Source organism: Streptomyces ochraceiscleroticus (assembly GCF_000720485.1).
GTDB lineage: Bacteria > Actinomycetota > Actinomycetes > Streptomycetales > Streptomycetaceae > Streptomyces > Streptomyces ochraceiscleroticus.
This window is the reverse complement of the sequence record NZ_JOAX01000024.1, coordinates 103,418-118,951: the sequence shown is the minus strand read 5'-3', so window position 1 is coordinate 118,951 and position 15,534 is coordinate 103,418. Positions and strand designations below refer to the sequence as shown.

The 15,534-nt window shown below is 71.5% G+C and carries 11 protein-coding genes; 8 read left to right on the top strand and 3 right to left on the bottom strand.

Annotated elements, in window-relative coordinates; translation table 11 throughout:
• The 8 genes from IG84_RS0127305 to IG84_RS0127270 all read left to right on the top strand — a co-directional run.
• Window positions 1–1,428: ADP-ribosyltransferase (locus tag IG84_RS0127305; RefSeq protein WP_031062544.1), on the top strand; the 1,428-nt coding region annotated here is incomplete at its 5' end.
• 41 nt (window positions 1,429–1,469) lie between these two features.
• Window positions 1,470–1,868, top strand: coding sequence for a hypothetical protein (locus IG84_RS0127300; RefSeq protein WP_031062542.1), 399 nt, complete (start codon window positions 1,470–1,472; stop codon window positions 1,866–1,868).
• A 42-nt stretch (window positions 1,869–1,910) separates the two neighbouring features.
• The gene (locus IG84_RS40090; protein WP_051862482.1) at window positions 1,911–3,128 is read left to right on the top strand and encodes a DUF6508 domain-containing protein; all 1,218 of its coding nucleotides are present in this window, start codon (window positions 1,911–1,913) and stop codon (window positions 3,126–3,128) included.
• An 86-nt stretch (window positions 3,129–3,214) separates the two neighbouring features.
• Window positions 3,215–3,493, top strand: coding sequence for a hypothetical protein (locus tag IG84_RS0127290; RefSeq protein WP_031062538.1), 279 nt, complete (start codon window positions 3,215–3,217; stop codon window positions 3,491–3,493).
• Window positions 3,494–3,688: 195 nt separating this feature from the next.
• Window positions 3,689–5,044: a type VII secretion integral membrane protein EccD gene (gene eccD / locus IG84_RS0127285; protein ID WP_031062536.1), complete on the top strand. Its 1,356-nt coding sequence runs from the start codon at window positions 3,689–3,691 to the stop codon at window positions 5,042–5,044.
• 81 nt (window positions 5,045–5,125) lie between these two features.
• On the top strand, window positions 5,126–6,397 hold the full coding sequence (locus IG84_RS0127280) for a nucleotide-binding protein (protein WP_031062534.1): 1,272 nt from the start codon (window positions 5,126–5,128) through the stop codon (window positions 6,395–6,397).
• A 36-nt stretch (window positions 6,398–6,433) separates the two neighbouring features.
• The gene (locus tag IG84_RS0127275) at window positions 6,434–10,408 is read left to right on the top strand and encodes a type VII secretion protein EccC (RefSeq protein ID WP_031062532.1); all 3,975 of its coding nucleotides are present in this window, start codon (window positions 6,434–6,436) and stop codon (window positions 10,406–10,408) included.
• 61 nt (window positions 10,409–10,469) lie between these two features.
• The gene (locus IG84_RS0127270) at window positions 10,470–11,888 is read left to right on the top strand and encodes a DUF6177 family protein (protein WP_031062530.1); all 1,419 of its coding nucleotides are present in this window, start codon (window positions 10,470–10,472) and stop codon (window positions 11,886–11,888) included.
• Window positions 11,889–11,983: 95 nt separating this feature from the next.
• Here IG84_RS0127270 and IG84_RS0127265 read toward each other — a convergent pair whose 3' ends face one another.
• The 3 genes from IG84_RS0127265 to ychF form a co-directional block, all read right to left on the bottom strand.
• Window positions 11,984–12,889: an RNA polymerase sigma-70 factor gene (locus IG84_RS0127265; protein WP_031062529.1), complete on the bottom strand. Its 906-nt coding sequence runs from the start codon at window positions 12,887–12,889 to the stop codon at window positions 11,984–11,986.
• Window positions 12,886–13,965: an NAD(P)/FAD-dependent oxidoreductase gene (locus IG84_RS0127260; protein ID WP_031062527.1), complete on the bottom strand. Its 1,080-nt coding sequence runs from the start codon at window positions 13,963–13,965 to the stop codon at window positions 12,886–12,888. Before IG84_RS0127260 ends, IG84_RS0127265 begins: the two co-directional genes overlap by 4 nt.
• A 145-nt stretch (window positions 13,966–14,110) precedes the next feature.
• Window positions 14,111–15,199, bottom strand: a complete 1,089-nt coding sequence (gene ychF / locus IG84_RS0127255; RefSeq protein ID WP_031062526.1) for a redox-regulated ATPase YchF — start codon at window positions 15,197–15,199, stop codon at window positions 14,111–14,113.
• Window positions 15,200–15,534 lie beyond the last annotated feature (335 nt).

Below are 15,534 nucleotides of genomic sequence, written 5' to 3'. Positions count from 1 at the left end.
AAGGCGCTGTCGGTGGCCGGCAAGGCGGGCAAGGTCATCGACCCGATGACGTATGTCGCCAAGGGCGCGGGCGCCGGCCTCACCAAGATCGGCGACATCACGAAGGGCCTGAAGGGGATCGGCAATGTCGACATCCCCAAGCTGCCCGACGGCTCGGTGCAGCTCCCCGACGGCCGCCTCCTGGATCCCAACGGCAACCTCATCGGCACGAACGGTGCCATCGAGACAACCCCGATCCCCCACGAAACAGTCCCCGGCACCCCGGGCCTCCCGAAGTCCTGGACCATCGACCAGCCGGCAATGTCGGGCGCCCACGCGGGCGACACGGTCCCGATGGGCGGCCACGGCGACACGCCGCTCGGCTCGACCGCCCACCCACCGACCGGCCCCGCACACATGCCCGCGGGCCCCAGCGGCCACGTGCCGGGCGGGACTCCGGCCGGCCACCTGCCGGGGGACGTCGGCACCCACGTACCGAGCCAGGCAGGCCCCCACTTCCCGGACGGCCCGCACACCCCCACCCACGACGCCCCCGGCACGCACGGGCACGACGGTGCCGGCAGCGGACATCACGACGCGCCCGGTGACGGCCACCCCCACGGTGAGGGCCATGCCGACGACGCGACCGGGCACGGCGACGACGCGGCGCACCCGGGCGACCATCCGGACCTCGGGCATGACGCGGCCGACGCCGCCGCGCACCACGGCACCGACGCACCGGCCGCCCCGGGCCACGGGGGCACGGACGTACCGGGCAGCGGCCCCGGCGAGCCGTTCGAGTACAAGCCGCACGTGTCCGCGGACGACTTCGACCAGCTCACGGACGCCGAGAAGCACGCGGTGGCCCAGGCCGAACTGGCACAGGGCACGAACCCCGCGCCCAGCGTCACCGACGAAGCGGGGCTCCGCTACGGCAACGCGTACTGGGACGACTTCATGGACCAGGTTCCCGCCTCGTCCAAGGAGTCGTTGGTGACCTACACCGGAAGCGCTTACACCCAGATCAACGGGCACCTGCGCTTCGGACACGACGTGCCCGACTCGATCACACACACCATCGATGAGATGGACAAGGTCATGGGCGCCCGCCCCGTGCCCGAGAACATCATGGTTGTCCGCGGCACCGAAATCGGCCACCTCGACCTCGACTCACCGCTGGACATGGAAGGCCGCGTCTTCGACGACAAGGCGTACACCTCCACGGCACTCGGCAAGAAACCTCCGCCCCCCTTCGACCAGAAGTCCGTGTACATGCATCTGCGGGTGCCGCAGGGCACGCCGGCCCTCTGGTTGGAGCACATCACGCAGGTCAAGGGTGAACGGGAGCTGCTCCTCGCCCGCGGCAGCGAGTACAAGGTGACGCGCGTCTTCATGGACGAAGCGGACGGCAAGTGGCACGTCTACGGCGAGGTTCTGCCGAGGCCGTAGCCTCATCGCCGAACAGCTGAAGGTAAAGGAATGTGGACGTCATGAGCAGCGATCGACCGATCAACCCGCGCTTTGCCGAGGACCTGCCGTTCAACCAGGTGTCCGGCCCTCCGACGTACAACCGGGAGACCAGCGGACCGGTCGCGTACCTGAACATCGCCGACGCGGCTGGCTCGGTGATCGGGTACGTCTGGGGCAACGACAGTGACGACGCGGCCGGCTGGGTCGTACCCGCTGGCCTCACGGCCGGCCAGGTGAACGCGGGCGCCTCGTGGCTTCGGGCGCTGCGCGGCGGTAAGGCCCGTGGGCTCGCACCCACGGCTCTCCTCGCGGAACTGGCCCAGGGCGCGAACGACAACAAGCTGAGCCATGCTGTCCGCGATTCCCTGACCGAGGCCCCGTCACTCGCCGCACTCAAGGACCTGGCCTCCGGTGGCTGAACCCGTGTCGGCCAACCCGCGCTTCGAGACAGCTTGAGCAACATGCCCGCACCCGTGCAGTACATCACCGTCTCCGCTCCCGACGGGCAGGTGATGGGCTATGCCTGGGGTGACTCCGACGAGGTCGGCTGGGTGGACCGGAAGGCGAGCAGTGTCGACGCCTACAGGGCAGGGCTGGAGTGGTACGACGCCAAGGTGCGTGCGGCGCGGGAACGCGGCGTCGCGCCCCTGGACGTCCTCGGCCTCCTCAGCCGCGAGCCCGGTGTCGGACCCGTCACCGCCGCCCCCGGTGTGGCCGCGATCGAGGAGCTCGCCCGTACCGTCACCCCGGCCGACGACCAGCGCCTGCTCGCCGCGCTCGACCGGGACAACCCGGCGGCCTGGCGGGAGCTCGGCGACGCCTTCGACGCGCTGACGGACGAGGACCGGAAGGTCGAGTGGGGCGGGGGCGAGAAGGACGCCAACGGCGTGATCCAGATGCCCTACCCCCGCTACAGCAAGGCGCTGTTGCACGCCGTCAGCACACTGCAGGGCGTCGGTGCCCTCACGACCGAGTACCGGTGGTCGGCGAACCCCCTGCCCCGGCTGTCGCCGGAGGGACGACTGTCACCGGCCGACGCCGTCCGCGCGGCCATGGCGGTGATTCTCGGGGAGCGGATCAGCGACGGGATGATCGACCAGGCATTGAAGAGCGGCCTCCTGGACGCCACCGTCGAGTCGCTCCGCTCCTGGTACGAGGCGAACAGGACAGCGCGGAACCCGTACGCCCAGCGGCCCGAAGCGCCGCAAGCCGGACAGTCGCTGTACGGAGCCCCGCAGCCCCAGTACGGCATGCCGCCCGCGCCGTACGGGATGTCGCCGCAGCCCGCGTACGAAGCGTGTCGCTTCTGCGGAGGAACGCCTGTCGCGCGGGTGACGTTCCGGGCGCATCAAGGGTTTCTCATTCTGATGCGTTTTCAGAAGTACGACGGGCCGATGTGCGGGAACTGCGGCATCGCGGTCTATCGGACGATGATGACGGTCACGTTGTGGCAGGGCTGGTGGAGTCCGTTTTCGCTGTTTCTTTTCACGCCGTTCACCGTGGTCTGGAATCTTGTCGCGCGGCGCAAGGTCAGCAAGCTGCCCGCGCCAGTGCCGGGGCAGCACGGGCGGCAGGCCGATCCGGGGAAGCCGGTGCGTCAGCGGCCGCTCGCGTATATCGCGCTGATTCCCGTGCTGTGGATCTGTTTCATGATCTTCCAGGGACTCACTCGGTCCTGACCCCGTGACCCTGGGGTGTACTGCTTCCTCACCCATGCCATATGTTCCAGGGACCCACACGACCGACACAACGGACGACGAGACGTATGGCACGGGATTACGACAGCCAGCTTCTGGAGTCGGTGGCGGTACGCCGGCGCAGGATGCGGGACGCGCTGCTGTTCGGCGCGCAGCGGGCGCGGCGAACGGCGGACGAGCGGATCGGCAAGATGTTCGCCGGCATCGCCATCGCCGCCGTGCTCTGCGCGGGCTGCGTCGGATGGTCCTTCCTCCAGCACACCCTGGCGCAGCAGAAGGCCGAGCAGGAGAAGCAGCAGCGCCAGGAACAGCAGTACGAGCAGCCGGCGAATGCGGCGAAGCGGTAGAACCGGGGAATCCGGGAAAAGCAGGATGAGTGGGAAGGTTGTCGGGGATTTCACACCGATAACTCGGGTGGATAAAGCGGGAATTCGACGCACCGGCGGCGGAATTCCGCACAAAAGGGAATGGGCAGGGCACCAGTAACATGGGAACGCCGTACAGGCCCGAGTACTCAACGTCGCGACGATAGGTTCCCGTAAGTGGTGAGCACAGCAACGACAGCCCGGGCGCAACTCAGCCGGGTGACCTTGGTCGGCGAGCGACGCCGGGCCGACATCGTCCTGCCCTCCGACACCCCGATAGGGCAGCTCCTGCCGGACATCCTGCAGCTCCTGGACGACCGGGCCGCGTCGCGGCCGATGACCCGGCAGCTCATCACGTCGGACGGCTCCGCGCTGCCGCACGACAGCACGCTGTCGTCGGCGGAGGTCGCGGACGGCGCCGTGCTCCGGCTCGTCCGGGCCCACTCGGCGCCGCCGGCCCCCGTCGTGCACGACGTGACCGACCTGGTCGCCGACGACCTGGACCTGCAGACCTGGCGCTGGCGGCCCGCCGCGCGCCGGGTCAGCGCGGGCGTCGCGACGGTCGCCTTCGCGCTGGTCGCCGCGGTGCTCGCGCGCCGCGAGTTCGCGCTCGACGCGCTCGTGGGCGTACTGGTCGCGGTCACGCTCGTGCTCCTCGCGGCCGGCGCGCTCGTCGCGAAGATCGGGCAGGGCAACCGCGGGCTCGCCACGGCGCTGCTGCTCGCCTCCGGCGGCCTCGGCGTCCTCACCGCCTGGACCGCCGCCGACGCCTACGCCTGGTCGGGAACCACGCGGCTGGCCGCCGTCGGCGGCGCGCTCGTCGTGACGCTGGCGCTCCTCGGATACTTCTCGCCGCTCGGCCGCGGCGGGCTCATCGCCGCCGCGGCCACCGCCGGGATCGCCGTGGTGTGGGAGGCGGTCGCAGCCCTCCAGGACGACCCGGTGCGGCTCGGCGCCGTGATGGCCGTCTGCTCCGTGATCCTGCTCGGCCTGCTGCCGCGGCTCGCCCTGATGGCCTCCGGGCTCACCGCGCTCGACGACCGCCGCTCCGGCGGCACGTCCGTCAGCCGCCACCAGGTGGGCAACGCGCTCGCGGCCACCCACCGCGGCCTCGCCCTCGCGACGATCGTCACCGCGGCCTCCGCGACCGCCGGCGGCTGGCTGCTCACCACGGCCGCGACGCCGACCGTGTGGACCGTGGCGCTGCCCGCGCTGGTGGCACTGGTGCTGCTCTCCAGGGCGCGCGCCTTCCCGCTGGTGGCCGAGGTCGTGGCGCTCTTCGCCGCCGCGGCGGTCCTCGTCGTGCGGCTGGTCGTGGTGTGGCTGGACCACGCCGGGGGCGCCGGGCCGTTCGTCGTGCTGTGCGCGGCGGCGGTGCTGCCGCTGCTCGTGCTGGCGGTGCAGCCGCCCGAGCATGTGCAGGTCCGGCTGCGGCGCGTGGCCGACCTGGTCGAATCCATCGGCGTGATCGGGCTCTTCCCGCTCGCGGTCGGGGCGTTCGGCGTGTACGGACAGCTGCTCAACAAGTTCTGATGCTCAACACGCTCCATCAAGTTCTGAGTTCGACGCGCAGGCGCTCCGGGCGGGGCAGCAGGGCGGAAAAGAAGGGCTGACATGCCGAACGGAGACAACTGGCAGGGCGATGTGCTGCGTGACCTGCGGGGCGGGGCCGCCCCCCAGGACGCACCGCAGCAGGCCGCACCTCAGCAGACCGGGCCACAGGCCGCGTCTCAGCAGGCCACGCCCCAGCAGGCCGCGCCTCACCAGAGCACCCCGCAGCCGAGCGCGCAGCCGCCCGCCGGGCCGCAGCAGTACCCGCAAGCAACCCCGCACCAGCACTCACCCCAGTACCAGCAGACCCCCCAGTACGACCAGCCCCAGCACTACCCGCAGCAGCATCAACAGCAGTACCAGCAGCAGCTCCCGCCCCAAGCCCCCTACGCCCCGGACGCCCGCCCCCACCGCACCCCCGACTCCCGCCCCGTCGTGGACAAGGGCCTCGCCCGCACCGGGCGCAAGCCGCGGCACGGTGAGTCGTTCGCCGCGCGGGCCACCCGCAACCTGCGCCGTACCGTCTCCTCCTCCGCCGCGCGCGAGGTCGCCGAGACCACCGCCACCGCCGAGGTCCTCCAGCAGCCGGTGACCACCGGCCGGCAGATCGCCGTGACCTCCATCCGGGGCGGCTCGGGCAAGTCGACGGTCGCGGCGCTGCTCGGCACGGCGTACGCGCACTACCGGCAGGACCCGGTCCTGTTCGTCGAGGCCGACCCGTCGCTCGGCTCGCTGCCGCTGCGCCTCGGCGCCGAGACGCTGCGCTGGACCACCGGCGACCTGGCGGGCATCGTCGAGCCGCAGATGTCGCTGCTGGACGTCACCGGGTACCTCGTCCAGCTCCCCAACAACGCCTGGCTGCTGCCCGGCAGCCAGGGCCAGATCGGCGCGATGCTGGAGACCAGGGCGTACGAGCGGGTCATGGTCTCGCTGCGCCGGTACTTCGGCGTCACCGTCGTGGACTGCGAGACGCTGCCCGCCGAGGTCGCCCGCGTGGCGCTCTCCGCCGCCCAGGCCCGCGTCCTGACCGCGCCCGCCACCCTGGAGGGCATCACCAGCACCCACTCGGTACTGCAGTGGATGCAGGGGCTGCCGCCGCACGTGATCGCGGGCACGGTCGTCATGCTCACCGAGCTCGTCCCGCACGGCGGACTCGACCTCGACGAGGCGGTCAAGTCGCTGCGGGCCACGGGGGCGAGCGTCCAGGTCCTGCCGTACGACCGGCATCTGGCGGCCGGCGGCACGATCCGTACCGAGCTCCTCGCGCACTCCACCAGGGAAGCCGCCACCCGCCTCGCCGCGGACGCGTTCCGGCTCTCCCAGCAGCGCCACTGACCCCATGCCGAGCCCGACCGTGAGTGACGGACGCCGATGAGTACCCGACTGATCCACCGCCCGGCCAGGACCGCGCGGCCCCAGGCCGCGCCCGAGGCACGCGTCATTGAAGCCCCGCCCAACCTCCCCGAGGGCAAGTCGGGCAACGTCGCGATGTCGCTGCTGCCCGTCGCGGGTGTCCTGTCGTCCGTCGTGATGATGACGGTCGTACGCAACAGCCAGTTCGCCGGGCTCGGCGCGATCATCGTCGTCGTCACCCTCATCGGCACCCTCGGCCTCGCCTTCTCGCAGCGCGGCAAGGCCCAGCGCACCCGTCGCACCCAGCGCGAGGCGTACCTCGCCTACCTGGAGGACCTGCGCGAGGAGCTGTCCCGCGAGGAGCGCGAGCGGCGCGAGCAGGCCGATGTGCTGAACCCGCCGCCGGACGCGCTGTACGACATCGTGCGCGACCCGGCCCGGCTGTGGGAGCGCCGCCGGCTGGACGGGGACTTCCTGCGGGTGCGCGTCGGCACGGGCGAGATGCCGGTCCGCGATCTCACGGTCGCCCAGCAGGGCTCTTCCGTCCTCACCCCGCCCGACCGCTTCATGCTCAACGAGGCGTCGGCGCTGATGGACCGCTTCCGCACCGGCACCGAACTCCCGCTCACCGTCCCGCTCGACCGGGTCGGCAACATCAGCGTCGTCGGCCCGCGCGAGGACTGCCTGCGCGTCGCCCGCGCCCTGCTCGTGCAGACCGCCGCGACCCACGCGCCGGACGACGTGGCGATGGCGCTGGCGGTACCGGGCGACCGGCTCCCCGAGTGGGAGTGGGCCAAGTGGCTGCCGCATCTGCTCGACACCGAGCAGTTCGACGGCCCGGTGGCGGCCCGCCGGATCGCCCCCTCCGCGCCCCAGCTCGCCCGGCAGATCGGCCCCGAGCTGCGCCGCCGCGCCTCGTACGCGGCCGAGGTGCGCCGCGGCCTGTCCAACAGGGACGCGCTGGCCATGACTTCCCGGCTGCTCGTGGTGTCCGACGGGCACGGCGAGGACGCCGTGGACCTGCCGCGTCCGGACGACGCGGTCGGCCTGCGCGACATGGGCGTCTCCGTCCTGCACCTGCTGGAGCACCGGGTCCAGGAGCCGGGGCAGGTCAGCGTCCGCATCACCGTGAACGGCGACCAGGTCGTCATCGAGGATCTGCGCGAGCAGGAGCCGATCAGCGCGCACGGCACGGTGGACGAGGTCAGCGTCCCGTTCGCCGAGGGCCTGGCGCGGATGCTCGCGCCGATGCGGCTCTCCGCCGAGTCGCTCGTGGACGCCCCGCTGTCCGGTCCCGTCGACTTCGCCGAGCTGCTCGGCATCGACGACGTGGCGCAACTGGACCTGTCGCGGCTGTGGGCACCGCGCGGCGAGCGTGCCTTCCTCCGCGTACCGATCGGCATCAGCGACTCCCACGAGCCGGTGCTGCTGGACCTCAAGGAGTCCTCCGAGCTGGGCATGGGCCCGCACGGCCTGTGCGTCGGCGCGACCGGTTCCGGCAAGTCGGAGCTGCTGCGGACGCTCGTACTGGCGCTGGTCGCCACGCATCCGCCGGAGGACCTGGCCATGGTCCTCGTCGACTACAAGGGCGGTGCGACCTTCGCCCCGTTCGCGGACCTGCCGCACGTCGCCGGTGTCATCACCAACCTGGAGAACCAGGCGGGCCTGGTCGAGCGCGTGCACGCCTCGCTGGCCGGCGAGGTCAAGCGCCGCCAGCAGGTGCTCAAGGACGCGGGCAACGTCGCCGACATCGGCGACTACGCCACGCTGCGCGCCGAGAAACGCCCCGACCTGGACCCGCTGCCGCACCTCTTCGTCGTCATCGACGAGTTCGGCGAACTGCTCACCGCCAAGCCGGACTTCATCGACCTCTTCCTGTCCATCGGCCGCATCGGCCGCTCCATCGGCGTACACCTGCTGCTCTCCAGCCAGCGCATCGAGGGCGGCAAGCTCAAGGGCCTGGACACCTACCTCTCGTACCGGCTCGGCCTGCGCACCTTCTCCGCCGACGAGTCCCGTACGGTCCTGGACACCACCGACGCCTTCCACCTCCCGCCGCTGCCCGGCTTCGGCTACCTCAAGGTCGACACCAGCCACTACGAGCGCTTCAAGGCGAGCTACGTCTCCGGTGCCTACCGCGGCCCCGTGCAGCGCGCCGAGGAGGAGGACACCGGCCCGCTCGCCCTGGAGTACGAGGCGTACAACACCCTCGCCGAGCCGGACACCTCCGCCGAGCAGCAGCCGCAGATGCGCCGCCGCGAGACCGGCCCGACCGAGATGGGCGTCATGGTCGGCCAGTTGGAGGGCGCCGCCGACCCGGTACGCCGCATCTGGCTGCCGCCGCTGCCCGCCGCCATCGCCCTGGACAAGGCCGCGGGCCCGGTGGAGGTCGGCGCGCGCGGCATGCAACTCGCCGCGCGCCGCGGCCCGTTGCAGATCCCGCTCGGCCTCCTCGACGACCCGACGAAGCAGTGGCAGGGCCAGTACGTCCTCGACCTCACGGTCGCCGGCGGTCACGCCGCGATCATCGGCGGCCCGGCCTCCGGCAAGACGACCCTGCTGCGCACCCTCGCCCTCTCGGTCGCGCTGACCCACACGCCCCAGGAAGTCGGCATCTACGGCCTGGACCTGGTCGGCGGCGGCCTCCAGGCGCTGTCGGGCCTGCCGCACGTGGGCGGCGTCGCGGGCCGCGCCGACCGCGAGCGCGCGGGCCGCACGGTCGAAGAAGTACGCAACATGCTGGCCCTGCGCGAGGAACTCTTCCGCCAACACGGCATCGACTCCGTCGACCAGCTCCGCACGCTGCACGCCGCGGGCCGCCTCCCGCAGCTCGCCTCCGCCGAGATCGTCCTCGTCATCGACGGCTTCGGCGCGCTGCGCGACGACTTCGAGGAGCTGGACGAGGCCGTCGTCGACATCCTCAAGCGGGGCAGCGGTTACGGCATCCACGTCGTCGCGGGCATGACCCGCTGGAACGACGTCCGCATCGCCACGCAGTCGCACTTCGGCACCCGTGTCGAGCTGCGGCTGAACGACCCCAGCGAGTCCAGCATCGACCGCAAGCTCGCCGAGACCCTCTCCCCCGACGAGCCCGGCCGCGTCCTGACCGACGGCAAGCTCTTCGCCCAGATCGCGCTGCCGCGTACGGACGGGACGGCCGACACCTCGGAGCTGGGCGCGGTCCTGGAGCGTACGGCCCGTACGGTCCGGGCCACGTGGAGCGGCGAAGTGGCCCAGCCGGTACGGGTCCTGCCGCGCGTCCTGGAACCGCACGCGCTGCCCGGCCCGGCGGCCGAGCCCCAGCGGGTCCCGATCGGCCTGGACCAGACGGCCCTGGCGCCCGTCCTCCTCGACCTCTTCCAGCACGACCAGCACCTGCTGATCCTCGGCGACAGCGAGTGCGGCAAGACCAACCTCCTCAAGACCGTCGCGCAGGGCCTCATCGAGCGCTACGGCGAGGACGACCTGGTCTTCGCGGTCATGGACCCGCGGCGCGGGCTCCGCGGCGCGATCCCTGAGGAGTTCCGCGGCGGCTACGCGTACAACCCCAAGATGTGCGCGGGCCTCGCCCACGGCGTCGCCTCGCAGCTCGAGAAGCGGCTGCCGGGCGACGGCACGGACGTGGAGGACCTGGAGCCGGGAAGCTGGGGCGGCGGCCCGCGGATCGTCGTCCTCGTCGACGACTACGACGTGCTGACGACGGCCGGCCAGGCCCCCCTCGAACCCTTCCTGCCCTACATCCCCTCCGCGGCCGACATCGGCCTCCACTTCGTCCTGACGCGCCGCGTCGCGGGCGCCTCCCGCGGCATGTACGAGCCGCTGATGCTGAGCCTGCGCGAGTCGGGCGCCTCGGCGCTCCTGATGTCGGGCGACCGCAGCGAGGGCCAGCTCTTCCCGGGCACGTACGCCTCGCTGCAGCCGCCGGGGCGCGGCGTGTTCATGCAGCGGGGACGGCCGAACCGGCTGATCCAGACGGTGTACACGGAGGGGTGACAGGGCGCCCGCCCACCCTTCCCACCACCACGACGACTACGACCAGGAACCGGACGGCCACATGACCAAGGACGTCATCGCCCTCACCCAGAAGATGCCGGACCCGCTGACCGTGCTCGCGGGCCTGCTCTCCGGCGGCCCCGACAAGCTGGTCGGGACGACGGGCGAGGACGCCGTCGTGCAGCTCTGCGACGCCGAGGGCCGCCCCCTCGTCTCCATCGAGGCCCCGGTCCTCGTACAGGTCGAGGGCGAGGCCGAGCGGCTGCTCGGGGCCACGCCGCCGCCCGTCCCCTTCTGGTGGACGGAGGCCCGCGCCACGACCGGCGTCGGGGAGGCCGAGCGGCTCGCCGGTACCTTCTCCGCGCGGCTCGCCTCCTTGTCCGGCGGCTCCGCCTGGCCGCCGGAGGCCGCGCGCTCGCTCGCCGTCGTGGACACCGACGGGGTGAGCGTCGCGCCCACGCCCGCCGCCGCGCAGCCCGCCGTCGACGTGCTCACCGACAAGGTCGCCGTCATCATCCAGGACCGCCCGGTGGTCGCCATGACGGCCTGGCTCTCGGACGCGTTCCGGGCTGCCGCCAACGCCGAACTGGGCCTCCAGATCGTCACCAACCCGGGCGCCACCCTCTCCCCCGCCGTACGCAACAGCCTCCCCGGCTGGCCCTCCCGCTGGGTCGTGCAGGACGAACGGGACGGTTACTACGACGGCCTGTCCGGCGCCGTACTCCGCTTCCAGAACGGCCTGTTCGCCCCGATCGAGGGCCCTGGCGCCACTCCCGAGGACGCCCGTACCCCGCTGGCCGCCACCTTCCAGGAGGTCGCCGACACCGGCGAACGCCAGCTCGCCGTCTCCTTCCGTACCGTCCACCCGGCCGACGACCGGCTGGTACTCGGCGGCGCCCTGGAATCGGTATGGCGCGAGCTGACCGGCGAGCCCCCGGCCGGCTGGGGCACCGCCGAACCCGCCAACCTCCCCTGGTCGCTGCGCGGGCTCACCGACCTCGCCCACGACCGCGCCCCCGACCCGACCTGGCTCGTGGTCGTCGGCACCCCGGCCCGCCCCGGCCTGGCCACGGTCCGCATCAACCGCACCACGGCCGGCATCGAGGAGGACATCACCCTCGCCTTCGGCTACGGCCCCGACGAGGAACTGCCGCTGGACGCCCTCCCCCGGGCCGCAGAGGTACTGGCCACCCGCCACCACCTCCAGTCCATGCTGGTCCAGCTCCGCAAGGCCCGCCGCGACCTGGCCGTACCGCCCCGCTTCGAGGGCCCCGGCGTCCCCCTGGCCTTCGTACTGGGCGCGGAGGAGGTCCGCGCGATGCCGGGCGACCGCGCCCGCCGCACCCCCCTCTCCGAGCCCCCCGTCCAGCTCGGCCCGAAAACCCGCCCGGCCCTCTACTACCCCCTCCCCGGCGACCCGTCCGACCTCTCCGGCTGGCAGGACTTCGAACGGCTGATGCGGCATTTGAAGGGGGCTTGAGGGGGGAGGCGTACCGGCCTGGCGAGCCTGGCGGCTCGTCAGCAGGCGCCTCGAAGGCGCGCGGCCTTGAAGACTCGCTGTGTTGAAGACACAGGTCAGACCTTGACCGCCGCGAGCTTCTCCGGGTTGCGGACGCAGTAAATGGCCGTCACGACACCGTCGCGTACCTCGACCGAGGTCACCTGATCGAGTGTGCCGTCAATGAGCACCACGACCGACTGCATCCCGTTGTAGGCACCGACGCGGATGTCGAGTTCGCCCTTGCGGGCGCCCTTGGCCAGCAGCCCGAGCAGCAGCCTGGCGACCTTGTCGGGCCCGACCACGGGGCGCCGCACCGCGTTCACGACCCCGCCGCCGTCGGCCAGGAACACCACATCGGGTGCGAGCAAATCCATGAGGCCCTGGACGTCACCGGTCGCGGCCGCCGCCAGAAACCGTTCGGCGACCGGCTCGGCCTCGGCGGGGGTGGCGACCGCGGTCTGCCGCCTCTCACGCACGCTGCTGCGCGCCCGCTGATTCAACTGCCGCACCGCGGCCTCGGACTTACCCACCGCCTCAGCAATCTCCGCGTACTCGAACCCGAACACCTCACGCAACACGAACACCGCCCGTTGACTGGGCGTCAGAGCCTCCAGCACCAGCAGCATCGCGGTGGTCACGGCCTCGCCGGTGAGTACATGGTCGATACCGTCGGGTGCACTGCCGGCGGCGTCGGTCACCAGCGGCTCGGGCAGCCACGGCCCGACGTACTGCTCCCGACGGCGCGCGGCCGACCGCAGCACGCCGAGCGCCTGCCGGGTGACGATCTGCGCCAGATAGGCCCGCGCGTTCTCCACGGAGGCGTGATCCACCGACCGCCACCGCAGGTAACTGTCCTGCAGCACATCTTCGGCATCGGCCACCGACCCGAGAATCTCGTAGGCAATCGAGAACAGCAGGGGCCTGTGCGCGGTGAACTCGTCCGCGGTGAACTCATCCGTCGTTTCGGGCTGGTCGGTCACTTCGCGCCCCGCAGCCAGGCGTAAGTGGCGGTACGAGCACCGAACTTCGCGAACCGACAGATCCGCTCCTTGACCACGGCCGCGGCGCGCCCCGCGAAGTAGGCCCGCCGTACGGTGTCGTCCCTGCGGCTGGCCTGCAGCACTCCGTCCTGCCGGCCCAGGCTCAACGCCTGTCCGGTGTACCCCATGGAGTACGGCTTCGGCTGACGGCCTTGAATCATCCGCGCCAGCGTATCCGCCGCGTGCGCCCCCTGCGGCATGGCCGTCGCACAGGCCGCCCGAGCCCCAGGAACCGCAGCACAGTCACCCACAACGAAAATCCGCGGATCACTCACACTCCGCAAATACTCATCGACCACCGCCCGCCCGTCACCCTCCACCTCAAGCCCACTCCGAGCGGCCAGATCGGGCACGCTCCCAATAACCCCCCACAGCGTGAGGTCGGAGACAACCGCCGAACCCGACCGCAGAAACACCTCTCCAGGGCCGACCCGCTCGACGGAATCCTCAACGACCTCCACACCCAAGCGATCCAGACCAGCGCGCACCCGCTTCCGTGCTCCCGCCGACAGACTCTCGGCGATCGCCGTCCCCACAATCCGCACACGAAGATCGGGCCGCCCAAAGGCAACCTCGGCTGCCGTCTCGACCCCCGTCAGCCCGCCCCCGATGACGGTGACCACCCTCCCACCACCCAGCCCGGCCAGCGCGATCCGCGCCTCCTCCGCCCCCTCCCAGGTCCCCACGGGAACGGCCCCCGCCAACGGCGCGACCGTACTGCCCACCGCAAGGATCAGGTGGTCGAAGTCCACACTCGCCCCGTCGCCACCAAGGATGACCTCCCCATCCCCGACCTTCTCCACGGCACCCACCCGCACGTCGACCCCGTCCCTCAACATCGACGCCAATGGAGTCGCCGCGCCCCCGGTCCCGGCCACCTGCTCATGCAGCCGCACCCGCTCCACAAACTCCGCCCGGGGATTGATCACCGTAACCCGTGCCCCCGCCACCTTCCCGGCCACCCGATTAGCCGCAATAACCCCCGCATACCCGGCCCCCACCACGACGACCTTCATGTGCACCTCCCATTGCGGATTCAGTCCACACACGAGATGCACCCCACCTCACCCCTGTGACGGCCACGCCGAGTGACCTGCATCACTCGCAAAAAGGCCGTCCGACCCGCGGCAGAGCGGATCGGACGGCCTTTTGCCAAGCGGATCAGACGTTGAAGCGGAACTCCACCACGTCGCCGTCCTGCATGACGTAGTCCTTGCCTTCCATGCGGGCCTTGCCGGCGGAGCGGGCCTCGGCTACCGAGCCCGTCTCGACCAGGTCGTCGAAGGAGATGACCTCGGCCTTGATGAAGCCCTTTTGGAAGTCGGTGTGGATGACGCCGGCGGCTTCGGGGGCGGTGGCGTTCTTCTTGATCGTCCAGGCGCGGGATTCCTTGGGGCCTGCCGTGAGGTAGGTCTGCAGGCCGAGGGTGCGGAAGCCGACGTGGGCGAGGGTCGCCAGGCCCGGCTCCTCCTGGCCGACGGACTGCAGGAGCTCCAGGGCCTCGTCCTCGTCGAGCTCGGCGAGGTCCGCCTCCAGCTTGGCGTTGAGGAAGATCGCCTCGGCGGGGGCGACGAGCGCGCGCTGCTCGTTCTTGAAGTCCTCGTCGGTCAGCTCGTCCTCGTCGACGTTGAAGACGTAGAGGAAGGGCTTCGTGGTGAGGAGGTGCAGGTCGTGGAGGAGCTCCTCGTTGCCCGAGCCCTGGACGATGCCGGCGGAGAAGAGGGTGCGGCCCTCCTCCAGGATGGCCTTGGCCTCTTCGACGGCCTTGACCTTGGGCTGGATGTCCTTCTTGATGCGCGACTCCTTCTGGAGGCGCGGGAGGACCTTCTCGATGGTCTGCAGGTCGGCGAGGATCAGCTCGGTGTTGATCGTCTCGATGTCGTCCTTGGGCGAGACCTTGCCGTCGACGTGCACGACGTTCTCGTCCTTGAAGGCACGGATGACCTGGCAGATCGCGTCGGACTCACGGATGTTCGCGAGGAACTTGTTGCCCAGGCCCTCGCCCTCGGAGGCGCCGCGCACGATGCCGGCGATGTCGACGAAGTCGACGGTGGCCGGGAGGATCTTCTCGGACGAGAAGATCTCGGCGAGCTTGGCCAGGCGGGGGTCGGGGACGCCCACGACGCCGACGTTGGGCTCGATGGTGGCGAACGGGTAGTTGGCCGCCAGTACGTCGTTCTTGGTCAGGGCGTTGAACATGGTCGACTTGCCGACATTCGGCAGACCGACGATTCCGATCGTGAGCGACACGTTGGCGACTCGACTTCCGACGGGAGGTGGGGTGGGCGGGCAGCGGCCCGGGGAGGCCAGCGCCCGGACGGCCAGTGGCCTCGGTGGGCACGGGCCCGGACGGGCGGTGGCCCAGGTGGGCCGATCCACCAGTCTACGGGGAGGGACGGGCGGGCCGTGCGCCGTACCGGTGGCCCTGCCGCCGCTGTGACCGGCGGGGCGCTCCGGAACGGGGGCGGCGGGCGTTCCGGGCCGGGGGCGCCGGACGCTCCGGACCAGGGACCGCTGCGCGCTCCAGACCGGGAGCCGCCGCGCACTCCGGCCCCGGGGGGGGCGCCGCGCGCCGGACCAGGGCG